This window comes from Sphingomonas sp. Root241 (genome assembly GCF_001428865.1).
In the GTDB taxonomy this organism is placed as follows: domain Bacteria; phylum Pseudomonadota; class Alphaproteobacteria; order Sphingomonadales; family Sphingomonadaceae; genus Sphingomonas.
Genome location: NZ_LMIV01000001.1, coordinates 1,513,238 through 1,536,538, shown reverse-complemented (window position 1 = coordinate 1,536,538; position 23,301 = coordinate 1,513,238). Strand labels below are relative to the sequence as shown.

Below are 23,301 nucleotides of genomic sequence, written 5' to 3'. Positions count from 1 at the left end.
TCGTCCATGCCCCTCTCCCCGGCCCTCTCCCCGCAAGCGGAGAGAGGGAGTAATGCCCGATTTCGCCACTTCCACCGATCCCGCCGTCCAGCGCCAGCTCGACCGCCTGACCGCGCTCTCGCCCGGCGCCGACATCCTCGGCCTCGAGCGCATCACCCGATTGCTCGACCGCGTCGGTAACCCGCATCTGCGACTCCCCCCCGTCCTCCACGTCGCCGGCACCAACGGCAAGGGCTCGACCTGCGCCTTTCTGCGCGCCGCGATCGAGGCCGCCGGCCTGACCGCCCACGTCTATTCGAGCCCCCACCTCGTCCGCTTCAACGAACGCATCCGCCTCGCCGGCACGCTGATCGCCGACGACCAACTCGCCCCGCTGCTCGCGGAAGTGCTCGATGCCGGAGGCGACATCGGCGCGAGCTTCTTCGAAGTCACCACCGCCGCCGCCTTCCTCGCCTTCGCCCGCACGCCCGCCGATGCGTGTATCGTCGAAGTCGGCCTCGGCGGCCGCCTCGACGCGACCAACGTCATCCCGAACCCGGCCATCACGGCGATCGCCCAGCTCGGCATCGACCACCAGTCGTTCCTCGGCGACACGCTCGCGCAGATCGCCGCGGAAAAGGCAGGCATCGCCAAGCCCGGCGTCCCTCTGGTGACGATGGCCTATTCCCCGGACATCGCCGACGTGGTCGACCGCTTCGCCGAAACCGTCGCCGCACCGGTCCTCGCGCAGGGTCAGGCCTGGTCGTTCGAAACACGAAACGGCGCGCTGCACTATCGCGACGGCATAGGCGAGGTGATCACGCCCCTCCCCGCGCTGGCCGGCCCGCACCAGCCGGCCAATCTCGCGCTCGCCATCGCCGCTTTGCGCCACCAGCGCACCTTGGCCATTCCGGACGACGCGCTGCGTGCCGCCGCCGGCAACGCGCGCTGGCCGGCGCGCATGCAGCGCCTCTCGTCCGGACCGTTGACGGCGCTGCTCCCCGCCGATGCCGAGCTCTGGCTCGACGGCGGCCACAATGCCAACGCCGCCGAGGCAGTGAGTCGCGCTGCCGCCGGTGTGGCGCAGGGGCGCCCGCTCCATCTCGTCCTCGGCATGCTCGCGAACAAGGACGCCGCTGCGGTAATCGATCGCTTCGCGCCGATCGCCCGATCGCTCACCGCCGTTCCGGTTCCCGGTCATCCGCACCACGCCCCGTCTCACCTCGCGGATCTCGCCCGGCGCGCGGGCCTCGCGGCAGGCGAGGCAGCCGATCTGCCCACGGCGCTTGCGGCCATCCCGCAGGACGACGCGCCGGTCGTGCTGATCCTCGGTTCGCTCTATCTCGCCGGCATGGCGCTCGAAGCGAACGACGAACTACCCGACTGAGTCAGTTATTGCGATTGACTTGCAATAGCGGACTGGCAACAATCCCGCATCGTTCACGCGGGAGTCGTTCATGTCCGCTACCAAGACCCTTGCCGCTGCCCTGCCCGTGCTCCAGCCCGAGGATGCCGGCGCCCGGCTGCTGCTGTTCGGCATCCGCCAGATGGGCGCGCACGGGCTCCATGACGCGTGCACCGCACACGCCTTCGTCACGGCGTTCGGCAAGGGATTTCAGCGGCCGCTGGTGCTCCTTCGGGCGCTGATGGCCGAGATGTCGGCAGCCTCGGCCGGCCCGATCCAGATCGCGCCGTGGTGCTGCCCGCGCATGACCGGTCCTGAAGCGACCCTGCTCGAAGTGATCGCGCGGATTCGGACGAATCCGGACCGAGCCAACATGCTCCTCGCCGATTTGCTCGGCGTGCGCGATGCCGCGAGCATCGGTTGCACCGCGCACGCGCTGGCCAATGCCTTTGCCGACCTTGCGCTGCCGCTCGAGGGAGGAACCCCGGCCTGAGTCAGCCGCGCTCAGCAGCCATTTCGACAGCCCAGATACCAGACTTCGCTGTTCGGGCGGCTGCCCTGCGGAAGAGGATTGGGATAATAGTTGACCATGTAGAGCGTGCCGCGCCGCAACATCAAATATGCTGGATCCGGCAGTCCAAGGCTGCCCGGCGAATAAGCGAACATGTCCGCACCTCGCCACTCCATATCGGCCGCCTGTATTGTCGGTTGGCCGAAGACGAGCCGCGCCGCAGGAAGTGTGATCAGCGCACCGGGCTGACCATTGACGCTGCGATCCCCGAAAATATACGCGCCCTGAAGCGATGCGTTGGTGCCCGAATAGACCACGCCGCCCACGATCTTGTGGCAAGCGTTCGGCACCGCGTCGTGGCGGCACTCGGCAATCGGGTCGATCATGCCCGCCGGTCCGCCGGCTCGTACCGTGGTGGTGCCATCCTTATAGGGCCAGCCATAGTTGCGCACCGTGCCGTCGAGCGGAATCAAATTGATTTCCTCGGCCAGATCCTGCCCGCGGTCCGCCAATATCAACATGTTGTTGTGGAAGAACCCGCCATTGGGGTTGCGAAAGCCCTTGGCGATCACCGTCACCGTCGAGAAGTCGGGGCTGATGCGCAGGACCTTCCCGAGCAACGAGGACGAGTCCTGGGCCGTGCCCAAGGGATCGCCCACTCCGCCACCGTCGCCCGTCGCAACGTAGATGTTGCCGTCGGGACCCAATTCTACCCAGCCGCCGTAATTGTTGTCGTATTGCGCATGCGGGATGCGGAGACGGGCCACCTCGGTTTCCGGAACGCTTTGTCCGCTCACTTGTGACAATATGACATCGCCTGCCGCATCGGCATATAGCGAGAGGAAGTATTGCAGGACTCCGTTGGGATCACGAGGAGAAGTGAAGCTGCCACGCGGCAACGCGGCAATGCTGACCTGTCCGCGGTCGCCACCGCTGCCTGCGACGGGGACCCCCGCCTCGCCACCGACCATCGGCGCGGTGAAGCTGAATTCCCTGATTCCGCCTCTTTGTCCGCCGATGAACAAACGGAGCGAGCCGGCGGCACTTACGTAGCTCGTGCCTGTCACTGCCTGGAGAGACGCCTGGCAGGTCGAGGTGCCGCAATACCGCACGAGATAGGCATTCTCGTGAAAATTGGTCACGGTCACCACCAGATCCAGCGCGGCGCTGGCCTGTCCGTCGCTGGCCGTGATCCTGACCTTGTACTGATTGTTCCGGTCAGCGTCAGCGGGCGCTTCGAAATTGGCGCCGGCAACGAAGGTGAGGGCTCCCGCCTGGGTGATCGCAAAGCGGGCAGCATCGTCTCCGCCGGCAATGGCATAAGTGAGCGCCGTCCCTTCGGGATCGGTGGCAACTGCCTGATACACGATCGAGCTGACGTCGCTGGATTCGGCCACCGAGACCGTGGCGGCGGAGGTGAAGCTCGGCGCGCCGTTGACCGGTGTAGGAGTCGCAGTGGGGGCCGGCGTCGGCTTCGAGGAACCTCCATCGCATCCCGCAAGCGAAACTGCGCCCGCGCAGGCAAGCGCCACAAGAGCGGTACGACAATGTTTCGCGCCGCTCTGCGCAGCATCTAACCAGTCGATCCCAACAACCTGAATTGACACGACTTTCGCTCCCCAACGATAGAGTGAGAGCGTATCACACGGAAGGGGTCGCCAGAAGAGATTTCCGCGACACAATAACCGGATTTGTTTCGCCGGCAGCGAGCGGTAATGAGATTGTCACCATTTTTTTGGTGCAGGGCTGTCTGCGCCAAATCGATTTGCTGTTCTCTTTTGCTGTTCTCTAGAGCAGCTTGCCCGGCAGGCGCACCGCAATGACTCGCCACGTCAGACCCTGCAGTTCGAACGTGATTTCCGGGCCGGTGCCATCGACAGGACTCAGCACGAATTCTCCCAAGGCGTCGCGCCGCACCCGCATCTCGCCCCGTTTGTCGCCGAAGGTTTCCGGCCGCGCGGCATCGGCTACCGCCGTGCTCGCGAATAGTGCACGCATGCCTTCCGGCGTAACCGCCGCGTCGACTACAGGATCGGCGAATCGTTCGGCAACCGCGGCTCCCAGTTTGTCGAGCGCCGACCCGCCGCCGCGACCTAGCCGTTCGTGCATCTGCGTCTTCAGGTCCGCGCGGACTGCCGGGTAATCGATCTTCGCCGAAATCGCGGCGAGATCGCCGGTATCCGCCGCCTTTTTGAGTTGCCACAGCGTGAGATACGGCGAACCCCACAGCCAACCGCCGCCAGCTATCACCAGCAACACGGCGGCGGCGATCAGCCAGCGCCTCATGCGCCGACGCCTTTCGCCCGGAGGCCAGCCAGTGCCTCCATTGCCCAGCGATACATGCCGGCATCCGCGGCGCGCTGGTGCCGGCTCAACCGGCGCATCCGCCCCTCGACTTCCTCGAGCACGCCCAATGCCTTGCGGTTCCAGCCCTGCTCGATCAGCAGCGCGGCATAGCGGCAGCGCGCCTCTTCGCCTGGCATGCGCGTGACGAGGTCCGCATAAAGGTCGAGTGCCTCCTGCTTGCGCCCGAGATGATCGAGCACCCGCGCGCGCAGCAGCGCCTGCCGGTCGCGCTCGCTCTGTCCCGAGGGTTCGGGAATAGCGTCGAGCTGCGTCAGCGATTCCGCCGCTGCGCCCGACTCGAACAGCGACAATGCGAGCTTGTTCTGGCTCCGCACGTCGGGATCGCCGGGAGTCATCGCGATGCTCTCGCGATAGAGCGGTACCGCATCGCCGTGTCGCCCCAGCGCCGCCAGCGCATCGGCGACGCGGAGCCGGTTCGCGGCGGTATCGGCAAGCCCCAGCGCATCGCGCGCGGCGCGCAGCTCGCGCTCGGGATCGATCGTCTCGATCGCCTTGGCGCGGGCGGTGCGGACATGACGGTTGCTGCCCAGCCCCGGCAGCACCTCGACGATCAGATAGGCGAGCGCGCTCACCACGGGAAGGAAGATCAACGCGGTGAGCCACAGCGGATTGCGCCCGGTGCGCATCAGATGGACGATACAGAGCACCTGCAGCCCGATGACGACGAGGAACGGCATCAGGCCTTGGCCTCCACCGCCTCTGCGCCTGCCCGCGCCTTGCGCACGCTCTCGACGACGAAGCCCTTCCGCCACAGGAACCACAACAGCACCATGCCGGGCAGCGCCACGATTGTGGTCATGATCCAGAATCCGACCCAGCCGAGCTGCTCGGCGAATATCCCCGCCGGGCTCGACAGCCAGGTCCGTCCAACACCCGCGAGCGACGAGAGCAGAGCGAATTGCGTCGCGGTATAGGCAAGACTCGACAGTCCCGAGAGATAGGTGACGAAGATCGTGAGACCAAGCCCGCTGGTCACCTGTTCGGTCGCGACCGCGATCGTCAGCCACAAATTGGAATGGCCCTGACTCGCGAGGATCGCAAAGGTCAGGTTGCTCAACATCATCAGCACCCCCGAGACGAACAGCGCGCGGCCCATGCCAAGCCAGGCGAGCAAAGGCGCCGACAATGCGGTGCCGACGATCAGCCCCCAGAATCCGATCACCTTGTTGATCGCGATGAACTCGGTGTCGCTGAAGCCGAGCTCGACGATCATCGGGTTGAGCATCGACTGCCCCATCGCGTCGCCGAGCTTGTAGACCAGAACGAAGAGCAGGATCAGCACTGCGCCGCGCCGCATCAGGAACTCGCGGAACGGCCCGATCAGCGTCGACTGAAGCCATTGCCCGATCGACTGGCGCCCCTCCGCGCTCAGCACGCGATCATGCAGTCCGCGCCCGGCCCAGAGCGCCGCGAGAAGTCCGGGGAGAACGCAGAAGCCAGTCAGTCCATAGGCCTTGGCCCAGCCTAGCCCGAGCCCCTCGGGCGAGGCCATCGCGATCGTGCCCACGCCCGCGGCGAAGGCGCCGAGCCGATAGCCGAACTGGTTGTTCGCGGTACCGTGCGCGAGTTCGTCCTCGGGAAGGATCTCGATGCGATATGCGTCGATGATGATGTCCTGGGTCGCGCCGAGAAACGCCGTCGCGATCGCCCAAAAAGCGAATAGGCCGAGGTGAAGCTCGGGCTGGCTCGCGCCGAGCATCCATACCGACGCGAACAGCAATGCCTGGACGAAGAACAGCCATGCCCGGCGCTGGCCGAACAGCCCCGTGAGGACGGGCAGCTTGAGCCGGTCCACCAGCGGCGCCCACAGGAATTTGAGCGTATAGGGCGTGGTCAATCCGATCGCGAAGCCGATCGTCTTCTTGTCGATGCCGACCTTGGCGAGCCAGAAGGTCATCGTGCCGAGCAACAGCGCCAGCGGGAAGCCGCTCGAGATGCCGAGCAGCAGCGCCGCGATCGGTCGCGGACGGAAATAAGGCGCCATCGTCGCGACGAAGCCGCCGCGCGTGCCTTCCTCCAGAGTCGCCCCGTCCGCCATCCCTTGCTCCCTCTCGCCTTCCGCGCGACACTAGCCGAAAAGTTGCGGAGAGGAAGGATGAACGCGCCGACCGAAGGCCAACTCGCGCTCGCCGCCCAACTCGCCGGTGGCGGCCGCCGCGACGAAGGGACGATCGCTTATGTCCAGGCGTCCGCTTACACCAGCGAGACCCGCCATGCGGCCGAGCAGGCGCGCATCTTCGCCCGCGTGCCTTTGGTCATCGCCCCGTCCTCCCTGCTGCCCGAAAACAACATGGCGGTGCCGCATGACGGCTTCGGCAAGCCGCTGCTGATCACGCGCGACAAGACGGGGGAGGCGCATGTCTTCCTCAACGTCTGCCGCCACCGGGGCACGCGTCTGGTCGAGGGTGCCGACGCAGTCCGATCGCCACGCCTGGTCTGCCCCTATCACGCTTGGACCTATGCGCTCGACGGCCGCCTCGCCGGCCTGCCCCGCCCCGACACCTTCCCCGGCCTAGACAAGGCCGAACACGGCCTCAAGCGCCTCCCCACGCACGAGGCGGGCGGACTGATCTGGTTCGCCTTCGACGAGGCCGCAGACTTCGCCGAGGCCGAGACGCTCGCGCGCGATTTCGAGGCATTCGACCTCGCCGGCCAGCACCTGTTCCGTCGCCGCACGCACGACGTCCGCGCCAACTGGAAGCTGATCATGGACGCATTTCTCGAAGGCTATCACATCCAGCGCCTCCACGCCGACACGATCGCCCCGTTCTTCAGGGACGGCATCTCGACCGCCGACAGCATCGGCCCGCACCAGCGCTCGGCGGTCGGCCGCGAGGCCGCGCTGGCGGCCTTGTCCTCCAGCGACTGGGCGACGTTGCGCTCGGCGATCACTTATACCTATCAAATGTTCCCCGGCACCGTGCTCGTCGTCAGCCCCGACTATATCAACCTCATGGTGCTGATGCCCCAGGCGCCCGATCGGGTGCTGGTCGAGGATTTCATGCTCATCCCCGAGCCGCCCGCCAACGACAAGGCGCTCGCCCATTGGGAGAAGAGCTGGCAGCTGCTCGACGGCGGCGTCTTCGCCGCGGAGGATTTTCGCGCCTGCGAACTCGGCCAGCAGGGACTCGCCTCGGGCGCGCTCGACCGGCTCACCCTCGGCACGCTCGAGCTCGGCATCCGCCGGTTCCACGATGCGGTCGAGGCGCAACTCGGGGCCGGCGCTACGCATTCGTACTGAGCCCGAAGCCGCTCCGGCTGCCCTACAATAGAATTAAGCTATTGCGGGAAACTGAGATGTCATTCCAGCTCACGACCGACATGGCCGCCCCGGCCACGCCGTCCGAAGCCGCGGCGCGTGTCTCGGTCGCATTGTCACTGCTCGCCTGGGTCGGCGTGGTCGCGACGCTGTTCTGGCGCTGATCTGAAGTCCCCGCTCAGGCGAGACCGGCGAACAGGCTGAAGCTCCCCGGCAGTTTCTCAGGCCTCTTTCCACCGATCAGCGTCTCGATCGCCTCGATCGCCCCCAGCAGATCGCGCTGCGGATAGGGTTTGGCGAGCCATCCCGCCGCCAGCCACCGCGCTTCCGGCGGGCAATCGCCGGTCACGAACAGCGCCTCGATCCCGCGCGCCTTCGCCGCGTGCGCCACGTCGACACCGTTGCCGTCGGACAGCCGCACATCCACCAGCACGAGATCGATCTCTTCCTCGTCGTCGATCCAAGCCAGCGCGTCGGCGACCGAATCGACCGTCGCGACGATCGTGAACCCCTCGCCGTTCAGGAAATGCTCGGTGTCGAACGCCTCCAACGGCTCATCCTCCACCAGCAATATCCGCTCGATCCGCCGTTTCTTCTTCGCGAACAACATTACACCGCTTTCATCCGCGACGAGGCCCCGTGCCCCCCGCGAGCCGTTCCCAACGCGCGAAAACTCCTTCGGCGCCGCAATAATTTTTGCCGAGCGGAGCATTATCGCTATATCGCCGCCGTGCCCCCATCCAAGCCCCCCGAAACGCAGCGCATCGCGAAGCTGCTCGCCCGTGCAGGAATCGCGTCGCGCCGCGAGATCGAGCGCATGATCGCCGGAGGGCGCATCGCGCTCGACGGCAAGGTGCTCGATACGCCCGCGACCCTGCTCACGTCGCTCGATGGCGTCACCGTCGACGGCAATCCGGTCGCGGCCCCGGAGCCCGCGCGCCTGTTCCGCTATCACAAGCCCGCCGGACTGCTCACTGCCGAGCGGGATTTCACCGGTCGCCCCACCATCTATGATCGCCTGCCCGACGGGCTGCCGCGTGTGATGCCGGTCGGCCGCCTGGACCTCAACACCGAAGGCCTGCTGCTGCTCACCACCGATGGCGAGCTCAAGCGCGAGCTCGAACTTCCCGCCACCGGCGTCGAGCGCAGCTATCGCGCTCGCGCCTACGGCCAGGTCAGCCAGCCCCAGCTCGAGGAGTTGATGCTCGGCGTCGAGATCGAAGGCGTCCGCTACGGCTCGATCAATGCCAATATCGAGCGCCGTACCGGCGCCAATGTCTGGATCGAGATGACGCTGACCGAGGGCAAGAACCGCGAGGTTCGCCGCGTCCTCGAACATCTCGGGCTCGAGGTCAGCCGCCTGATCCGCACGCGCTACGGCCCCTTCTATCTGGGCGACCTGCCCCCCGGCGATGTCGACGAGATCCGCCAGAGCGACCTGATCACTTTCCGCACCGTGCTGTCGAAGCCGGGCGGCGGCAAGACCGCGTCGAACCTGCAATTCTCGGTCCGCGCCCGCGTCGCGCCGCCCGCGCCCAAGGCCAAATCGGTCGAGGAGCCCGATCGCCGTCTCCGCCGCGCGCCGGTCAAACCCACGCCCGTTGCGCCCATGGGCCCACGCTTCACGCCGCGCGCCACCCCGCCTGCACGGAGCGAGGGGCCGGCAGAAAGTGAGCGTCGCGCACCGCGCGGCGAAGGCCGTTTCGCTCCGGGCGCCAAGCCCGTGGGTCGCCCCGAGCGCGCCCCGCGCGGAGAAGGCCGACCGGCGAGCGGCGAGACTCGTTTCAAGCCCGGTACGAAGTCCCCGGCCCGGCCCGAGCGCCCGGCACGCGACGATAGCTCCCCGCAGGCCCGGGGCGATAGCCGCTTCACGCCACGCACCACGCCTGCCCCGCGCACCGATCGTCCGGCACGTCCGGAGCGCCCGGCGCGCGAGGACGGCAAGCCCGTCGGCAAGCCGGCCCGCGCCGCCCGCGCCAAGGCGCATCGCGACCAGCAGGAGCCGCGCGTCGGCGAGATCGTCGAGCGGCCCCGTGGCCCGCGCCGCCCCACCAAGGGACCGGCCGGTGGTCGCGGCAAGCCCGCCAAGCCCGGGCGGCCGCCGAGGACGCGCAAGTAATGCGGATCATTGCCGGAGAATGGCGCGGCCGTCCGCTCGCCGCGCCCAAGGGCGACACCACCCGCCCCACTGCCGATCGCACCCGTGAAGCCTTGTTCTCGATGCTCGCGAGCCGGGTCGGCAGCTTCGAGGATCTCGCGGTCGCCGATCTCTTCGCCGGCTCGGGCGCGCTCGGGCTGGAGGCTCTGTCGCGCGGCGCCGCCTCGTGCCTGTTCGTCGAACAGGACAAGGCCGCGCTCGACATCCTCAAGGCCAATATCGCCAAATTCGGGGCAAAGGGCGCGGAAGTCCGCCCGACATCGGCTCTCGCGCTCGGCCCGGCGATCAAGCCGCTCGACCTGATCCTGATGGACCCGCCCTACGGCACTGGCGCTGGCGTGGTCGCGCTCGACAAACTCGCCCGTCTCGGCTGGACGGGTCCGGCGACGTGGATCAGCATCGAGACGGCGAAGAACGAGGAAATCGAAGTCGCCGGCTTCGAGATCGACACCAGTCGCGTCCATGGCAAGGCCCGGCTGACGCTGCTCCGGAAAGCCTGAAAATGCCCACCTGTGCTCCGGCGAAGGCCGGAGCGCTGGAGAGCGAAGGGCTGCATGACCCACCGCTCCGGCCTTCGCCGGAGCACAGATCGCCGTTTGAGCGTCACACCGGCGCAGGCACCCGCTTACCCTTGGTCCGGCTGGTCAAATGAAACTGCCGGCAGCGATCGCAGCGATAGGGTCTCAGCGGGAGCCCATATTCCCGCGCCGCGCGCAGCCCCTCCTCCTCGGACGCGTAGCGTGCCTTCCGAAGGCAGATGCTCAGCCTCGTGCGCACCTTCTCACGCCAACCGGTTCTTCCGCGAAACCAGTGCCAGCCCCAACAGGCTGAGCACCGCGGCGCTGGCGAGATAATAGCCGACCAGCGTCAATCCGCCTATTTCCGCCAGTTTCGCGGCAATCAGCGGCGTGAGCCCGCCGCCGATGATCCCCCCGAGGTTGAAGGTCACCGACACGCCGGTATAGCGCACCCGCGCGGGGAACAGGCTCGGTAGCCAGCCGCCGAGCGGTCCATAAACGAAACCCATCACGAACAGCCCACCCGCGAGCCATAGGAACAGGCTCGCCAGCGCACCGGCGGTGACGAACGCCCCGATCGACAGCCCTGCCGCGATCGTCGCGACGCAGCCGATCGCGAGCACGCGCGCGGCGCTGCTGCGATCAGCGAGGCTCGACGCGATCCAGATCCCCGCCGCCATGAATAGGATTGCCACCAGCTCGACGCCGAGGAACGTCTCGCGATCATAGCCGAGCCCCTTGGTCGCATAGCCGATGATGAATACCGTCGCGATGTAGAACAAGGCGAAACAGGCGACGGTCCCCACCGTCCCCGCCAGCGTCGGCAGCCAGTGATCGCGGAAGAGCTCGCCGACCGGCACACGCGGCGGTGGCGCCGCTTCCTGCGCGGCGATGAATGCCGGCGTCTCGGTCAGGGTGATGCGCACCCACAGGCCCAGCCCCACCAGCGCCGCGCTGACGAGGAAGGGCAGCCGCCAGCCCCATTCGCGGAACTGGTCGTCGCTGAGCAGCGCGCCCAGCAACAGGAAAAAGCCGTTGGCGAAGATGAACCCCACGGGCGCGCCGAGCGGCGGGAAGGCGCCGTAGCGGTTGGCCCAGCCCGGTGGCGCGTTCTCGACCGCGAGCAGCGAGGCCCCGCCCCATTCGCCGCCCAGCCCCAGCCCCTGTCCGAAGCGCAACAGGCACAGCAGCGTCGGCGCCACCCAGCCGATCATCGCATAGGTCGGCAGAAAGGCGATCAGCACGGTCGAGATGCCCATCAGCATCAGCGAGGCGACGAGCGTCGACTTGCGCCCCATCCGATCGCCGAAATGCCCGAAGACGAGTCCGCCCAGCGGCCGCGCGAAAAAGGCGACGCTGAAGCTGGCATAGGAAGCGAGCTGCGCTAGCGCTGGATCGGTGGCGGGGAAGAACAATGCCGGGAACACCAGCGCCGCGGCGGTGGCGTAGATGTAGAAGTCGTAGAACTCCACCGACGTGCCGACCAGGCTGGCGAAGAGGATGCGGCGATGCGATGCGATCGGAGTGACGGCCATGGACTTCCTTCCTTCCGCTCTTCCTAGAAAGGAAGCGGCGGCTTGGGGAGCCCCGTTCATCGCCGCGACAGTTTCGCCTCTGTATCGAAAGCGCACCAACGCAGCACCGGAACTAGGGAGTCGGCCATGCGCGAGTCAGCGGGACGCAGGCTATTTTTCGCGATGCTCATGGCGCTGGGCGCCGGGGTTCTGGTCTATTTCTACAACCCGGTGGATCATGTCCGCGCAGACCTTCGTGCGGATACCGGCGGCGTAAAGATCAGCCTCGAAATTGCCGCACGCGCGGTCGAGAAGGTCTGCGAGCGGGTCCAGGCATCGCCGCCCCTCTGACCAGCCGATAGATCAGCTGGCCATGACGCCTCAGCTCAGCCCGTACGCCCTGACCGCCGTCAGCATCAGCCAATAGAGCCCGCCCGAGAGCGCCATTGCCGCCGGCAGCGTGAGCAGCCATGCCGCGGCGAGCTGGGCGATCGTCCTGCCCTGCAGCCCCTGGCCATTGGCGACCGACGCGCCCGCTACCCCCGAAGAGAGGATGTGCGTGGTCGATACCGGCAGCCCGAAGCGATCGGCGCTCAGGATCGTCGCAGCGGCGACCAGTTCGGCGGTCGCGCCCATGCCATAGGTCATGTGCTGCTTGCCGATCCGCTCGCCGACGGTGATCACGATCCGCTTCCACCCGATCATCGTGCCGAGGCCGAGTGCGATCGCGACGACGATCTTCACCCAAAGCGGGATGAAGCGGGTCCCTGCTTCGAGGCTGGTCTGGAACGCCTTGATCGCCTTGAGCTCGTCGGGCTGGAAACCGTCGGGCTGCTTCGTCGCGAGACGCGTGGTGTCGAGCACCAGATACATGTCGTTGCGCACGTTCGAGGTCGCCTCGGCGGGCACCTTGCTCAGCGAGCCATAGCTCGCGACGCGCTGGGTCAGGTCGCTCGACAGGCTTTCGAGCGCGGCGAACACATTCGGCCCCTCGGCCTTGCGCTGCTGGAGCGCCCCGGTCAGCGTCGCACGCGCCTGGTCAGGCGCCATCACGATCCCGCCGCTGCGCGCGTCGAACGCCGCGGTCGCGATGTTCGCGGTCTGCACGAAGGCGGGGGTCGCGCTGGTCGGCAGCGTCCGGTTGAGCGCATAGGCGGTGGGCGCGCAGCCGATCAGGATCAGCATGATCAGCCCCATGCCCTTCTGGCCGTCATTCGAGCCATGGCTGAACGAGACCGCGGTGCAGGTGAAGATCAGCAGCGCACGCACGCCCCGCGGCGGCGCCTTGTCGCCGTCGGGCGCCTTGTAGAGCTCGGGCCGGCGGACCAGCGCGCGCATCACGAGAAGCAGCAGCAACGCCGCGCCGAAGCCGATCAGCGGCGCCATCCATAGCCCGGTCAGCACCTTCTGCGCCTGGCTCCAGTCGACGCCCGCGGTGCCGCCGCGCGACCCGGCCTGGATCAGCTGGTTGGCGAACCCGACCCCGAGCACCGAACCGATCAGCGTATGGCTCGAGCTATTGGGCAGCCCGACATACCAGGTGCCGAGGTTCCACAGGACCGCCGCGAGCAGCAATGCGAAGATCATCGCGAACCCGCCCGCCGAGCCGACATTGAGGATCAGGTCGACCGGCAGCAGCGTGATGATCGAATAGGCCACTGCCCCGCTCGAGAACATCACGCCCAGAAAGTTGAAGAACCCCGACCAGACGACCGCGAAATGCGCGGGCATCGAATTGGTGTAGATCACGGTTGCGACGGCGTTGGCGGTATCGTGGAAGCCGTTGACGAACTCGAACCCCAGAGCGATCAGCAGCGCCAGCCCGAGAAAGGCGAATACCCCCAGCGCCAATTCCTCACCCACGCCGCGCGTGTCGGTGAGCACGTTCCACCCGGCAAAGGCCAATCCGCCCGCCAGCAACGCCGCGAACAGATATTTGGCCAAAGGGTGCGGATTATAGTCGAATCGCGAGGCCCGCGGCGTGTCGGCCGTCGGAGCCTGGTCCAGTGCGAGTGTGGCCATGATATCGTGGCCCTGACTCGCGGAGGTGACAGAGTGATGACACCCCCGTCACGAATCTGTGGATCACTTCTCGAAGCAGGTGGTCCGAGTGACCTTGATCACCTTGCCGCTGGCGTCCTTCTCCTCGTGACGCCCCGGCTCGCACGGCGGCTTGCGCGTCTCGACCTGGTTGGTCCGCCATGCCACATACGCCGCGATCACGGCGATCCCCAGCACGATGCCCAGCCTCAATTTCCGGTTGCGCCACATAAGCCCGCCCTAGCCGCCCGCCGCGCCCGAAGCAACTTGCTCCCGGCGCTCGCGTTCCCTACCTGTTCGCCAATGACTCTCCCCGCGCCCGCCTTTGACGACGCCCCTTATCTGCGGGGCCTGAACGAACCCCAGCGCGAGGCCGTGCTCACCACCGAAGGCCCCGTCCTCGTCCTCGCCGGCGCCGGCACCGGCAAGACCGCCGCGCTTACCGCGCGCCTCGCCCACCTGCTGTTCACGCGGAAGGCGTACCCCAGCGAGATCCTCTCGGTCACCTTCACCAACAAGGCCGCGCGCGAGATGCGCGAGCGCGTCGGCCGCCTCGTCGGCGAAGCGGTTGAGGGTATGCCGTGGCTCGGCACCTTCCACGCGATCGGCGCGAAGATGCTCCGCCGCCATGCCGAATTGGTCGGCCTCCAGTCCAATTTCACGATCCTCGATACCGACGATCAGCTGCGCCTGCTCAAGCAACTCATCAGCGCCGCCGATCTCGACGAGAAACGCTGGCCCGCACGCCAGCTCGCCGGCTTGATCGATCAGTGGAAGAACAAGGGCCTCACCCCGAAGGAGATCGACGCCGGCGAGTCCGAAGCCTATGCCAACGGCAAGGGCCAGGCGCTCTACGCCGCCTATCAGGATCGCCTCCGCACCCTCAACGCCTGCGATTTCGGCGACCTGCTCCTCCACATGCTCGTGATCCTCAAGACCGATCGCGAGATATTGTCCCAATATCAGAACCGCTTCCGCTACATCATGGTGGACGAGTATCAGGATACCAACAGCGTCCAGTATCTCTGGCTCCGCCTCCTCGCGCAGGAACGCAAGAACATCTGCTGCGTCGGCGACGACGACCAGTCGATCTATTCGTGGCGCGGCGCGCAGGTCGAGAACATCCTCAAGTTCGAGAAGGACTTCCCCGGCGCCAAGGTGATCCGCCTCGAGCAGAATTACCGCTCCACCCCGCATATCCTCGCCGCCGCATCCGGCGTCATCGCCAATAATGGCGGCCGCCTCGGCAAGACGCTGTGGACCGAGAAGGACGCGGGCGAGAAGGTCAAGGTGCTCGGCGTCTGGGACGGCCCCGAGGAAGCGCGCCGCGTCGGCGAGGAGATCGAGGGCCTCCAGCGTGGCGGCCTGAGCCTCGACGACACTGCGATCCTCGTCCGCGCCCAGCACCAGACCCGCGAGTTCGAAGACCGCTTCATCAGCATCGGCCTGCCCTATCGCATCATCGGCGGCTTCCGCTTCTACGAGCGCGCCGAGATCCGCGACGCGCTGGCGTATCTGCGTGTCGTCGCCCAGCCCGCCGACGACTTGGCCTTCGAACGCATCGTCAACGTCCCCAAGCGCGGCCTTGGCGACAAGGCGCTGGCGAAGGTCCACCAGTTCGCCCGCGCACAGGGCCTCCCGCTCACCACCGCCGGCGCGCGCATCCTCGACACCGACGAACTCACCCCCCAGGCCCGGCGATCCCTCGGCAATCTCATCGGCGACATCGCGCGCTGGCGCAGCATGGGCGACACGCTCCCCCATCCCGAGCTCGCCCGCATCATCCTCGACGAGAGCGGCTACACCGCGATGTGGCAGGCCGATCGCACTGCCGAAGCCGCCGGCCGCCTCGAAAACTTGTCGGAACTCGTCCGCGCGATGGAGGAATATGAGTCGCTCACTGCGTTCCTCGAACACGTCTCCCTCGTGATGGACAACGAAGCCTCGGCCGACGAGCCCAAGGTGACGATCATGACGATCCACGCCGCCAAGGGCCTGGAATTCGACACGGTGTTCCTCGCCGGCTGGGAGGAAGGCATCTTCCCCTCGCAGCGCGCACTCGACGAAGGCGGCCTCGCCAGCCTCGAGGAGGAACGCCGCCTCGCCTATGTCGCGATCACCCGCGCCCGCCGCCGCGCGACGATCCTCCACGCCGCCAATCGCCGCATCTACGGCCAATGGACCTCGTCGCTCCCCAGCCGCTTCGTCGCCGAGCTCCCCGGCGAGCATGTCGAGAGCGAAACCACCATGTCGGGCGGCGAGAGCCTGTGGCGCGCCAACTGGTCCGAGCGCGCCGACCCCTTCGCCGATGTCGGCCGAAGTACCGGCCGCGGCCCCGGCTGGCAGCGCGCCGCGGGGATCGACGCCAAGAACCCCGGCGGCACCTTCACCAGCCGCACCTTCTCCCGCGAACCGGCACGCGTGCTGGAGAGCCACGCGAGCGCAGTGAGCTTCGGCGCCAAGCCGCGCGCGGACCTGTCGGTGGGCCTACGCGTGTTCCACCAGAAATTCGGCTACGGGGTGATCGCCGAGATCGAAGGCAACAAGCTGGAGATCGACTTCGAAGTGGCGGGGCGGAAGCGGGTGATGGATAGTTTTGTGAGCGTGGGGGACTGAGCGGCAAAGTCTCTCCCGCAAACGGGAGAGGAAAGGCAACAAGCTTGAGATTCGTGGCCGGTTGGAAAACGGGCTATGGATGGTTTTGCGGCGGGGGGCGAATGACAGAACCAGTGGCAAATAACACTTGGGGCCCTAATCAGCGGGCGCTCTTTGATAGGGTAACCGCGTACATCACAACGGAGCTGTCGGCAGAAGGACGGCAGGAGCGAACGAACAAACGCATGATCGCGGCTCTAGTTGGAGACGTCGGCGAGTTGTCAAAAATACCCAATGAAATAGTTTCACCAATAGAATCTCTACAGCATGAAATGTACACTGGATTTCTTGCGCTATTTTCAATGGCAGATGTAGTCCGCTCGACGGAATACTATTTCCGCAGATGTCGATTCGGAGGGCTACCGATTAGCAGAGCGGATCATTTACGAAATTGCTGCGAAATGTATTTCGACAGAATCGTTCAGTTTCGTGACAGAATGAAATCGTCCCTTAACGCCGCGCAGCGCCTCTTCCCGGAGAAAAATTTTTATATTGGGAGAATTGTAAAGGCTTATGATAAAGCCTTCCTATGGGAAATTAAGCAGCGCAATCGAGTTCATCACAAGGGAAGATACGAAGATAAATATACTGATCAGTTGGCGATGCTGCAATTGCTCGAAATTGGTACGCCTGAGATAAAGGATTACCTTAGCTCTAGTGGGATACATAGGACCGCGGTCAATATCTGGGTTAAGAAGGTGCGCTTCGGCGCCGATGCTTTAAGCAACCTCCTTGAACAGGTTAGCGAACTCGTTTTGAACGAGCTACCTCCGCTTCCGCAAGAGCCCGCACCCTGATATAGTCACCAACCTAGTCAGGAGCCGACCCCATTATGGAACGCATCAACTTGGCCGACGCCAAGGCCCGCCTCAGCGAGATCGTCGACCGAGTCGAGGCGGGCGAGAGCATCGAGATCGTCCGCCGCGGCAAACCCGCCGCTCGCCTCCTGCCACCCGCGGCCGAGCGCGAGTGGAAGCCGATCGACGTGGACCTGCTCGAACGATTGCAGGCGAAGATGCCGGTGCAGCAGGAGCCCGCTGGAGAGTTCGTCCGGCGCATGCGTGAAGACGCACGCTATTGAGCTTCTACCTCGATACGTCGGCGCTGGTCTGCGCGCTCACTCGCGAGGCGGAAGCGCCGCGGGTCAACAAGTGGCTTCGCGCACGGGAGCCGGCGACCGTCCTGATCAGCGAATGGACCCACACCGAAGTCGCCAGTGCGCTGGCACTCAAGCTTCGAACCGGCGCGCTTACACTGGAAGCACGCGCCGAAGCCGCGAGCGTCTTCGCCCAACTGGCGGCCAACAGCCTTCCCACCCTCGCCGTGACGACCGAACATTTCGAAACCGCCGCGCACTTCGCCGCCCGGCATGACCTTGGCTTACGCGCGGGCGATGCGCTGCATCTCGCCATCGCGCGTCAGACGGGACTTTCGGTAGTCACGCTCGACAACCAAATGGCAGGCGCGGCACTCGAACTCGGCATTCCCGTCGAGCACTTTTGATCGGCACCACAAGCCGTCTAGCGCGTTCCACCCCCCATGCTAACCATCACCCCCCTCTCCCCCCGCGCGATCGAGATCGTCGCCGAGCGCCACGAAGCCGCGCACGCCCGCGAATGGCTGCTCCGTCACACCGATCAACCGCGTCCCGCCACCTGAGCGCCGCGCGCAACCCCTGCCGCCGCCCGCGCGTTCTCCCGGCATGACCGCCCCTGAAAAACCCCAGCCCAACAAGCCCGACGGCGAACTCAGCCATGGCGGGGATCGACCCGCCGAGGAGCTGCAGGCCGTCAAGAACCAGGCCAGCGTATCGCCCGACGATTATCCCGAAGGCTCCGACGGCAAGCCCGAAGCCGACTGATCCCGGCCGGGGAACGCGGCTTCGCACGATCCCGAGCTCCCGACGCTCACGGCCTCGTTCTCGCTTCGTTCCGAAAATCCTTCCCATGTAGGATTTCGTCTGAAATAGACTCGTCGATGACCGAGTCGCCAGCCCTCAACCCCTTCGCCGCACGCAAGCTCGCGCCCCACCCGGAATGGCCGGCCGAACGCCAGCGTGCCTTTCTCTACATGCTGCTCCGGACTGGGGACGTCCCCGCCGCGGCCGCCAGCGTCGGCGCCAGCGCGCATGCCGTCACCTGTTTCCGCCGCAGCCTTGGCCGGCACAGTGCCTTTTCGCGGGCGTGGCGGCGGGCGGTCGAGGAAGCCGAGGCCGACGCCCTCGCCACCCGCGTCCTGCGCCGGGGCGGTCTCGATGCCGCCCAACTCGCACGCGTCGATGCCGCCTGCCATGGGATGGCCAAGGCACGGCTGGCGCTCGCTTTGGCGTACCGCGCCAACCGCGCAGCAAAGGGTCCGGCTTGTGACTGACTTTCCGCCCGCCCCGCCAGAAGCCGAGCTCGATCCCCTCGCCTTCACGCCAGTCGCGCTCGATCGCGTCCGCCACAATGGCTGGACCGAGCGCCGCCAGCGCGATTTCATCGCTGCGCTTGCCGTGATGGGCACGGTGCTCCACGCCGCCCGCGCGGTCGGCATGACCAAGCAATCGGCCTATAACCTTCGCGATCGGCCCGGCGCCGAAAGCTTCGCCGCCGCCTGGGATGTGGCGCTGCAGATGGGCTATGACGACGCATTCGGCCAGGCGATAGAGCGCGCGATCCATGGTATCATCAGCCCGCGCTTTTACCGGGGCAAGCAGGTCGGCACGCGCCACCGCTTCGATTATCGCCTCGCGCTCGCCGTGCTCAATGCGCCGCCTGTGCCGCCGCGCAAGAAAGTTGCGCAATGAATCGCGTTTCGGCCAAAAGAGTCAATTTAGCGCGGGGATTTGGTCGATTTCGAGCGATGTCGCCCGGCGTTCAGTCACGCTTCACGCGTATTGCCGGAACGTTTCGGAGTCGCCGTCCGTATCACGGCACTGAAGGAGAGCATTATGAAGACCATCACCAGCCTTGCGGCCCTCGCCGCGGCGCTCGTCGTCGCCGCGCCCGCTTCGGCGCAGACCAGCACGCGCTACGCCAGCAGCTCGTATCAGGACGAGGAGGCGCGCTTCGATGCCGCGCAGCGCCGCTTCGACAATGAATATGAGCAATATCAGGCCGCGGTCGATCGCTATCGCCGCGCCCGCACGTCGCGGTCCAGCTATGACGATCGCGGTCCCGATCGCTATGAGGATGACGCGAATTACGAGCCCTCGCGTTATTATCGCTCGGGCAATTACCAGGAGCGCGTGCTCACGCAGGACGAGCGCGTCTATCGTGGCGAGGACGGGCGCTATTATTGCAAGCGCAATGACGGCACGACCGGGCTGATCGTCGGTGCGGCGGCGGGCGGATTGTTCGGCAACGTCATCGCCGGCCGCCGCTCGAGCACCGTGGGCACGTTGCTCGGCGCGATCGCCGGTGGCGCCGCGGGCTCGGCGATCGATCGCAACCAGCAGCAGGTCCGCTGCCGCTAAGCGTCTCGGCCGGGATCAGGCCGCGGTGCGTTCCACCGCGAGCAGGGTCTCGGCCGCGAAGCGTTCGTCGGCGGGATCGAAGATGTTGCTGGGCGTGAAGCCACGATCGGCCAGCGTGAAGCCGCCGAGTCCGGCGAGCTTGAACAGGCCGAGCTTCTCCTCCTTGGGAGGCATGCCGTCGCGCTCGATCGTGGTGGCGCCGACATAGACTTCGCCGTGGCGCGTGAAGGCTACGTGGGGGGCGAGGACGACGCGGCCCCCATTGTAAGTCGCCTCGACGCAGCGGGTGCGGACGATGGCTTCGAACAGGGTCGGCACGGTGCCGCTCGGCGCGGTCTGGTCTGAGTCGCTGAGATACATGACGGGGGGAATATAGGCCTTATGCCGCAGTGCAGCAAGATGCCGCGAACGCGCGTGGGGGCGCTGCTGCGATGGCTTCTGTAGCAACACCATTACGTCCTTCCCCGGAGCCGCGGTTTCACCCGGGATCAGCTAGATCAGGGACAAAGGGGAACGAGGAGTATTGTCCCCGAATGTCCGTCGATCGCCTGCTTGCCCAACATTGCCGCATCCTCGCCAACATCGATGCGGTGGAGCGTTTTGCCGCAGGGCCGCCTCCGTTGCAGGGCGACGCTTTGGCCGACAAGCGCTGGGCCTTCACCCGCGACCTGCTGCTCCATTTCGCGCGGATGGAATCGACCGTCTATGGCCCCATGATGAGCGATCGCCGCGAGCATGCCCGGCAGAGCGCCGCACGGGCGAGCGTCGAGACCGCAGCGCTGATGGCCGAATATCGCCAGCACGTCGTGCGCTGGCAGGGCCCCCATCCCGGCGAGCAATGGGACACCTATCGCCGCGGCCTCGCCCGGCTGATGCGGCGAATCCGCGCGCGCCTGGAAGCCGAGGCGGTCGAGATCGTCCCGTTGCTCCCGGTCCAGTCCGATGGTTCGCGCGAAGGCCCGACCCGGGAGACCTATGCCGCCGAGGCGTGGGAGATCCGCGAAACCCTGTTCGACGGGATCAAGCTGCCCGTCTGACGCGGACCATTCGTCGCCGTGCAATCCGCCGTTGCAGTGCCGCGCGGGAAGCGCCAAGAGCGCGGCATGCCGATCCATCCCTTCGCGATTGCCAATTTCCGCGCATATTGGGTGGCTCGTTTCGCCGCCACGCTCGGCCAGATGGCGATGGTGATCGTGATCGGCTGGCAGGTCTACGACATCGCCCGCGAGACGATGACGATCAAGGAAGCCGCGTTCCAGCTCGGGCTGATCGGGGTGGCGCAGTTCCTGCCGCTGCTGGCGCTGTCGCTGTTCGCCGGCTGGCTCGCCGACCGCATCGACCGCCGCTGGATCGCCCGGGCGGCGCTGGCGCTCGAGGCTTTGTGCGGCCTGGCATTGGGCTGGCTCACCTATACCGGTACGATCACTCTCCCCGCTTTGTTCGGCATCGCCGCGCTGCTCGGCGTGGCGCGCGCATTCGCCAGCCCGGCGCTCGGGGCGCTCGCGCCCAATCTCGTACCCAAGGAGAGCCTGCCCACGGCGATCGCATTGAGCTCGGTCTCGTGGCAGATCGGCACCGTGATCGGCCCGGCTATGGGCGGCTATCTCTACGCCGCCGGTGCCTCGGTGCCCTATTTCGTCGCGGCCGGGCTGTTCTCGCTGGCGCTGGTGATGATGCTGCTGATCTCGCCAGTCCCGCGCACCAGCGTGAAATTCACCGGCAGCCCCTGGGCGCAGATGGTCGACGGCCTCCATTACGTCCGTCGCAACCGACTCGTGCTCGGGGCGATCTCGCTCGACCTCTTCGCTGTGCTGCTAGGCGGCGCCACTGCGATGCTGCCGGTCTATGCCCGCGACATCCTCCAGGTCGGCTCCGAAGGCCTCGGCCATTTGCGCGCCGCGCCGGCATTGGGCGCAGTGATGATCGGATTGTTCTTCTCGTGGCGCCCGCTCAAGACCGAGGTGGGCAAGAAGATGCTGTTCGCCGTGGCGGTCTTCGGAGCCGCGACCATAGTGTTCGGCGCCTCGGCACCTGTTCTGATCGGGCTGCTCGGCCCCTCGGCGATCGGCCATGATCTGGCGCCGGCGGTCCTGCTCTCGCTCGCCGCGCTCTTCGTGCTCGGCGCCGCCGACATGGTATCCGTCTATGTCCGCCAATCGTTGATCCAGCTCTATACGCCCGATCAGATGCGCGGTCGCGTCGGCGCGGTGTCGACCCTCTTCATCTCGGGCTCGAACGAACTGGGCGAAGCCGAATCTGGCTTCCTCGCCGCATTGATCGGCCCGCTGGCCGCGGTGATCGGCGGCGGCATCGGCGCGATCCTTGTCACACTGGTATGGGCCAAGCTATTCCCCGAACTCAGGCGGGCTCGCACCTTCGATCCTCCGGCCAACCTCGAAGTGCCTCCCAAGGAGATGACGACATGAAGGCGAACACGATCCTCGAGACGATCGGCAACACCCCGCACATCCGTGTGCAGAAGCTGTTCCCCGGCGCCGAGGTCTGGATCAAGTCCGAGCGCTCCAATCCCGGCGGCTCGATCAAGGACCGTATCGCGCTCGCGATGGTCGAGGCGGCCGAGGCCTCGGGCGATCTCCAGCCCGGCGGCACGATCGTCGAGCCGACCAGTGGCAACACCGGCGTCGGCCTGGCGATGGTCGCCGCGGTCAAGGGCTATAAGCTCATCCTCGTCATGCCCGAGAGCATGAGCCTCGAGCGCCGCCGCCTGATGCTGGCTTATGGCGCGAGCTTCGATCTCACGCCGCGCGAAAAGGGCATGAAGGGTTCGATCGAACGCGCGATGGAGATCGTCGAGACCACGCCCGGCGCCTGGATGCCGCAGCAGTTCGAGAACCCGGCGAACGTCGATGTCCACATGCGCACCACCGCGCAGGAGATCCTCAACGACTTCGCCGATTCGCCGATCGACGTGATCATCACCGGCGTCGGCACGGGAGGTCACATCACCGGCGTCGCCGAGACGCTCAAGAAGAGCTGGCCGAACCTCAAGGTTTTCGCGGTCGAGCCCGAGCTCTCGCCGGTGATCTCCGGCGGTACGCCCGGTCCGCACCCGATCCAGGGCATCGGCGCAGGCTTCGTTCCCAAGAACCTCCACACCGACGCAATCGATGGCGTGATCAAGGTCGATGCCGGCGTCGCCAAGGACATGGCCCGCCGCGCCGCGCGCGAGGAAGGCATGCTCGTCGGCATCTCGTCCGGCGCGACGCTCGCCGCGATCCTGCAGAAGCTGCCCGACCTGCCCGACGGCAGCCGCGTGCTCGGCTTCAACTACGACACCGGCGAGCGCTATTTGAGCGTTCCGGAGTTCCTGCCGGAGAGCTGACCGCGGCGCCGGCATAATGCAGGTCATCGGGCCATTGCGGCGTTTCGACGGCGCAATGGTTCCAAATTCGCATTTGCTGCGTTATGGGCGGCGAC

Annotated in this window: 27 protein-coding genes; 18 read left to right on the top strand and 9 right to left on the bottom strand. The window is 66.4% G+C overall.

Annotated elements, in window-relative coordinates:
- Positions 1 to 52: 52 nt before the first annotated feature.
- Together ASE13_RS07180 and ASE13_RS07175 are read left to right on the top strand one after the other, a co-directional pair.
- On the top strand, positions 53 to 1,366 hold the full coding sequence (locus tag ASE13_RS07180) for a bifunctional folylpolyglutamate synthase/dihydrofolate synthase (RefSeq protein ID WP_056613053.1): 1,314 nt from the start codon (positions 53 to 55) through the stop codon (positions 1,364 to 1,366).
- 70 nt (positions 1,367 to 1,436) lie between these two features.
- Positions 1,437 to 1,877: a DUF6628 family protein gene (locus tag ASE13_RS07175; protein ID WP_056613050.1), complete on the top strand. Its 441-nt coding sequence runs from the start codon at positions 1,437 to 1,439 to the stop codon at positions 1,875 to 1,877.
- Between the two features lie 11 nt (positions 1,878 to 1,888).
- On the opposite strand, the gene ASE13_RS07170 is transcribed toward ASE13_RS07175, so the two are convergent.
- The 4 genes from ASE13_RS07170 to ASE13_RS07155 all read right to left on the bottom strand — a co-directional run bounded on the left by ASE13_RS07170 (position 1,889) and on the right by ASE13_RS07155 (position 6,300).
- A complete protein-coding gene (locus tag ASE13_RS07170) occupies positions 1,889 to 3,427 on the bottom strand; it encodes a PQQ-dependent sugar dehydrogenase (RefSeq protein ID WP_056613047.1) in 1,539 nt (512 codons plus the stop codon).
- Positions 3,428 to 3,683: 256 nt separating this feature from the next.
- Complete coding sequence (locus ASE13_RS07165; protein ID WP_056613045.1) at positions 3,684 to 4,181, bottom strand: DUF2939 domain-containing protein; 498 nt, start codon at positions 4,179 to 4,181, stop codon at positions 3,684 to 3,686.
- Positions 4,178 to 4,939, bottom strand: coding sequence for a tetratricopeptide repeat protein (locus ASE13_RS07160; protein ID WP_056613043.1), 762 nt, complete (start codon positions 4,937 to 4,939; stop codon positions 4,178 to 4,180). The genes ASE13_RS07165 and ASE13_RS07160 overlap by 4 nt, the downstream gene beginning before the upstream one ends.
- A complete protein-coding gene (locus ASE13_RS07155; RefSeq protein WP_056613041.1) occupies positions 4,939 to 6,300 on the bottom strand; it encodes an AmpG family muropeptide MFS transporter in 1,362 nt (453 codons plus the stop codon). Before ASE13_RS07155 ends, ASE13_RS07160 begins: the two co-directional genes overlap by 1 nt.
- 57 nt (positions 6,301 to 6,357) lie before the next feature.
- On the opposite strand from ASE13_RS07155, the gene ASE13_RS07150 reads away from it, so the two are divergent.
- On the top strand, positions 6,358 to 7,503 hold the full coding sequence (locus ASE13_RS07150) for an aromatic ring-hydroxylating oxygenase subunit alpha (protein ID WP_056613039.1): 1,146 nt from the start codon (positions 6,358 to 6,360) through the stop codon (positions 7,501 to 7,503).
- Between the two features lie 56 nt (positions 7,504 to 7,559).
- Positions 7,560 to 7,685: a hypothetical protein gene (locus tag ASE13_RS20330; RefSeq protein WP_268801284.1), complete on the top strand. Its 126-nt coding sequence runs from the start codon at positions 7,560 to 7,562 to the stop codon at positions 7,683 to 7,685.
- Between the two features lie 14 nt (positions 7,686 to 7,699).
- Here ASE13_RS20330 and ASE13_RS07145 read toward each other — a convergent pair whose 3' ends face one another.
- Positions 7,700 to 8,131: a response regulator gene (locus ASE13_RS07145; RefSeq protein ID WP_056614868.1), complete on the bottom strand. Its 432-nt coding sequence runs from the start codon at positions 8,129 to 8,131 to the stop codon at positions 7,700 to 7,702.
- Positions 8,132 to 8,338: 207 nt separating this feature from the next.
- On the opposite strand from ASE13_RS07145, the gene ASE13_RS07140 reads away from it, so the two are divergent.
- Together ASE13_RS07140 and rsmD are read left to right on the top strand one after the other, a co-directional pair.
- Complete coding sequence (locus ASE13_RS07140) at positions 8,339 to 9,640, top strand: pseudouridine synthase (RefSeq protein ID WP_235536937.1); 1,302 nt, start codon at positions 8,339 to 8,341, stop codon at positions 9,638 to 9,640.
- On the top strand, positions 9,640 to 10,179 hold the full coding sequence (rsmD, locus tag ASE13_RS07135; protein ID WP_056613037.1) for a 16S rRNA (guanine(966)-N(2))-methyltransferase RsmD: 540 nt from the start codon (positions 9,640 to 9,642) through the stop codon (positions 10,177 to 10,179). Before ASE13_RS07140 ends, rsmD begins: the two co-directional genes overlap by 1 nt.
- Positions 10,180 to 10,460: 281 nt before the next feature.
- Here rsmD and ASE13_RS07130 read toward each other — a convergent pair whose 3' ends face one another.
- Positions 10,461 to 11,732: an MFS transporter gene (locus ASE13_RS07130; protein ID WP_056613035.1), complete on the bottom strand. Its 1,272-nt coding sequence runs from the start codon at positions 11,730 to 11,732 to the stop codon at positions 10,461 to 10,463.
- Between the two features lie 126 nt (positions 11,733 to 11,858).
- Between ASE13_RS07130 and ASE13_RS07125 the strand changes: the two genes are divergently transcribed.
- Entirely contained in the window at positions 11,859 to 12,062 is a 204-nt protein-coding gene (locus ASE13_RS07125; protein WP_056613033.1) for a hypothetical protein, read from the top strand.
- Positions 12,063 to 12,092: 30 nt separating this feature from the next.
- Here the strand turns inward: ASE13_RS07125 and ASE13_RS07120 are convergent, their stop codons facing one another.
- Complete coding sequence (locus tag ASE13_RS07120; protein WP_056613031.1) at positions 12,093 to 13,733, bottom strand: inorganic phosphate transporter; 1,641 nt, start codon at positions 13,731 to 13,733, stop codon at positions 12,093 to 12,095.
- Between the two features lie 63 nt (positions 13,734 to 13,796).
- Positions 13,797 to 13,982 carry a hypothetical protein gene (locus tag ASE13_RS07115; protein WP_056613029.1) on the bottom strand — a complete coding sequence of 62 codons (186 nt, stop codon included), beginning with the start codon at positions 13,980 to 13,982 and terminating at the stop codon, positions 13,797 to 13,799.
- Between the two features lie 72 nt (positions 13,983 to 14,054).
- Between ASE13_RS07115 and ASE13_RS07110 the strand changes: the two genes are divergently transcribed.
- From ASE13_RS07110 to ASE13_RS07080, 8 genes are all read left to right on the top strand, one after another.
- Positions 14,055 to 16,367, top strand: coding sequence for an ATP-dependent helicase (locus tag ASE13_RS07110; protein WP_056613027.1), 2,313 nt, complete (start codon positions 14,055 to 14,057; stop codon positions 16,365 to 16,367).
- A 101-nt stretch (positions 16,368 to 16,468) separates the two neighbouring features.
- Positions 16,469 to 17,203, top strand: a complete 735-nt coding sequence (locus ASE13_RS19765) for a hypothetical protein (RefSeq protein ID WP_156404775.1) — start codon at positions 16,469 to 16,471, stop codon at positions 17,201 to 17,203.
- Between the two features lie 35 nt (positions 17,204 to 17,238).
- Entirely contained in the window at positions 17,239 to 17,487 is a 249-nt protein-coding gene (locus tag ASE13_RS07100; RefSeq protein WP_056613023.1) for a type II toxin-antitoxin system Phd/YefM family antitoxin, read from the top strand.
- Complete coding sequence (locus ASE13_RS07095; RefSeq protein ID WP_056613022.1) at positions 17,484 to 17,909, top strand: type II toxin-antitoxin system VapC family toxin; 426 nt, start codon at positions 17,484 to 17,486, stop codon at positions 17,907 to 17,909. The genes ASE13_RS07100 and ASE13_RS07095 overlap by 4 nt, the downstream gene beginning before the upstream one ends.
- Positions 17,910 to 18,108: 199 nt before the next feature.
- On the top strand, positions 18,109 to 18,267 hold the full coding sequence (locus tag ASE13_RS19760) for a hypothetical protein (RefSeq protein ID WP_156404774.1): 159 nt from the start codon (positions 18,109 to 18,111) through the stop codon (positions 18,265 to 18,267).
- 116 nt (positions 18,268 to 18,383) lie between these two features.
- On the top strand, positions 18,384 to 18,776 hold the full coding sequence (locus ASE13_RS07090) for a hypothetical protein (RefSeq protein ID WP_056613020.1): 393 nt from the start codon (positions 18,384 to 18,386) through the stop codon (positions 18,774 to 18,776).
- On the top strand, positions 18,769 to 19,194 hold the full coding sequence (locus ASE13_RS07085) for a hypothetical protein (protein WP_056613018.1): 426 nt from the start codon (positions 18,769 to 18,771) through the stop codon (positions 19,192 to 19,194). The genes ASE13_RS07090 and ASE13_RS07085 overlap by 8 nt, the downstream gene beginning before the upstream one ends.
- A gap of 144 nt (positions 19,195 to 19,338) precedes the next feature.
- On the top strand, positions 19,339 to 19,863 hold the full coding sequence (locus ASE13_RS07080) for a glycine zipper 2TM domain-containing protein (RefSeq protein WP_056613015.1): 525 nt from the start codon (positions 19,339 to 19,341) through the stop codon (positions 19,861 to 19,863).
- A gap of 15 nt (positions 19,864 to 19,878) precedes the next feature.
- Here ASE13_RS07080 and ASE13_RS07075 read toward each other — a convergent pair whose 3' ends face one another.
- Entirely contained in the window at positions 19,879 to 20,223 is a 345-nt protein-coding gene (locus ASE13_RS07075; protein WP_056613014.1) for a hypothetical protein, read from the bottom strand.
- A gap of 173 nt (positions 20,224 to 20,396) precedes the next feature.
- Between ASE13_RS07075 and ASE13_RS07070 the strand changes: the two genes are divergently transcribed.
- From ASE13_RS07070 to cysK, 3 genes are all read left to right on the top strand, one after another.
- Positions 20,397 to 20,900, top strand: coding sequence for a hypothetical protein (locus ASE13_RS07070; RefSeq protein WP_056613012.1), 504 nt, complete (start codon positions 20,397 to 20,399; stop codon positions 20,898 to 20,900).
- Positions 20,901 to 20,966: 66 nt separating this feature from the next.
- On the top strand, positions 20,967 to 22,289 hold the full coding sequence (locus ASE13_RS07065; protein WP_056613010.1) for an MFS transporter: 1,323 nt from the start codon (positions 20,967 to 20,969) through the stop codon (positions 22,287 to 22,289).
- Positions 22,286 to 23,206, top strand: a complete 921-nt coding sequence (cysK, locus tag ASE13_RS07060) for a cysteine synthase A (RefSeq protein WP_056613008.1) — start codon at positions 22,286 to 22,288, stop codon at positions 23,204 to 23,206. Before ASE13_RS07065 ends, cysK begins: the two co-directional genes overlap by 4 nt.
- Positions 23,207 to 23,301 lie beyond the last annotated feature (95 nt).

Coding starts and splice junctions, on each gene's coding strand:
- ASE13_RS07155 (WP_056613041.1), bottom strand. CDS start 6,300: ATGGCGGACGGGGCGACTCTGGAGGAAGGCACGCGCGGCGGCTTCGTC.
- rsmD (WP_056613037.1), top strand. CDS start 9,640: ATGCGGATCATTGCCGGAGAATGGCGCGGCCGTCCGCTCGCCGCGCCC.
- cysK (WP_056613008.1), top strand. CDS start 22,286: ATGAAGGCGAACACGATCCTCGAGACGATCGGCAACACCCCGCACATC.
- ASE13_RS07080 (WP_056613015.1), top strand. CDS start 19,339: ATGAAGACCATCACCAGCCTTGCGGCCCTCGCCGCGGCGCTCGTCGTC.
- ASE13_RS07165 (WP_056613045.1), bottom strand. CDS start 4,181: ATGAGGCGCTGGCTGATCGCCGCCGCCGTGTTGCTGGTGATAGCTGGC.
- ASE13_RS07150 (WP_056613039.1), top strand. CDS start 6,358: ATGAACGCGCCGACCGAAGGCCAACTCGCGCTCGCCGCCCAACTCGCC.
- ASE13_RS07130 (WP_056613035.1), bottom strand. CDS start 11,732: ATGGCCGTCACTCCGATCGCATCGCATCGCCGCATCCTCTTCGCCAGC.
- ASE13_RS07175 (WP_056613050.1), top strand. CDS start 1,437: ATGTCCGCTACCAAGACCCTTGCCGCTGCCCTGCCCGTGCTCCAGCCC.
- ASE13_RS19765 (WP_156404775.1), top strand. CDS start 16,469: ATGACAGAACCAGTGGCAAATAACACTTGGGGCCCTAATCAGCGGGCG.
- ASE13_RS07075 (WP_056613014.1), bottom strand. CDS start 20,223: ATGTATCTCAGCGACTCAGACCAGACCGCGCCGAGCGGCACCGTGCCG.
- ASE13_RS20330 (WP_268801284.1), top strand. CDS start 7,560: ATGTCATTCCAGCTCACGACCGACATGGCCGCCCCGGCCACGCCGTCC.
- ASE13_RS07125 (WP_056613033.1), top strand. CDS start 11,859: ATGCGCGAGTCAGCGGGACGCAGGCTATTTTTCGCGATGCTCATGGCG.
- ASE13_RS07110 (WP_056613027.1), top strand. CDS start 14,055: ATGACTCTCCCCGCGCCCGCCTTTGACGACGCCCCTTATCTGCGGGGC.
- ASE13_RS07065 (WP_056613010.1), top strand. CDS start 20,967: ATGCCGATCCATCCCTTCGCGATTGCCAATTTCCGCGCATATTGGGTG.
- ASE13_RS19760 (WP_156404774.1), top strand. CDS start 18,109: ATGACCGCCCCTGAAAAACCCCAGCCCAACAAGCCCGACGGCGAACTC.
- ASE13_RS07120 (WP_056613031.1), bottom strand. CDS start 13,733: ATGGCCACACTCGCACTGGACCAGGCTCCGACGGCCGACACGCCGCGG.
- ASE13_RS07070 (WP_056613012.1), top strand. CDS start 20,397: ATGTCCGTCGATCGCCTGCTTGCCCAACATTGCCGCATCCTCGCCAAC.
- ASE13_RS07115 (WP_056613029.1), bottom strand. CDS start 13,982: ATGTGGCGCAACCGGAAATTGAGGCTGGGCATCGTGCTGGGGATCGCC.
- ASE13_RS07145 (WP_056614868.1), bottom strand. CDS start 8,131: ATGTTGTTCGCGAAGAAGAAACGGCGGATCGAGCGGATATTGCTGGTG.
- ASE13_RS07140 (WP_235536937.1), top strand. CDS start 8,339: ATGATCGCCGGAGGGCGCATCGCGCTCGACGGCAAGGTGCTCGATACG.
- ASE13_RS07160 (WP_056613043.1), bottom strand. CDS start 4,939: ATGCCGTTCCTCGTCGTCATCGGGCTGCAGGTGCTCTGTATCGTCCAT.
- ASE13_RS07100 (WP_056613023.1), top strand. CDS start 17,239: ATGGAACGCATCAACTTGGCCGACGCCAAGGCCCGCCTCAGCGAGATC.
- ASE13_RS07090 (WP_056613020.1), top strand. CDS start 18,384: ATGACCGAGTCGCCAGCCCTCAACCCCTTCGCCGCACGCAAGCTCGCG.
- ASE13_RS07180 (WP_056613053.1), top strand. CDS start 53: ATGCCCGATTTCGCCACTTCCACCGATCCCGCCGTCCAGCGCCAGCTC.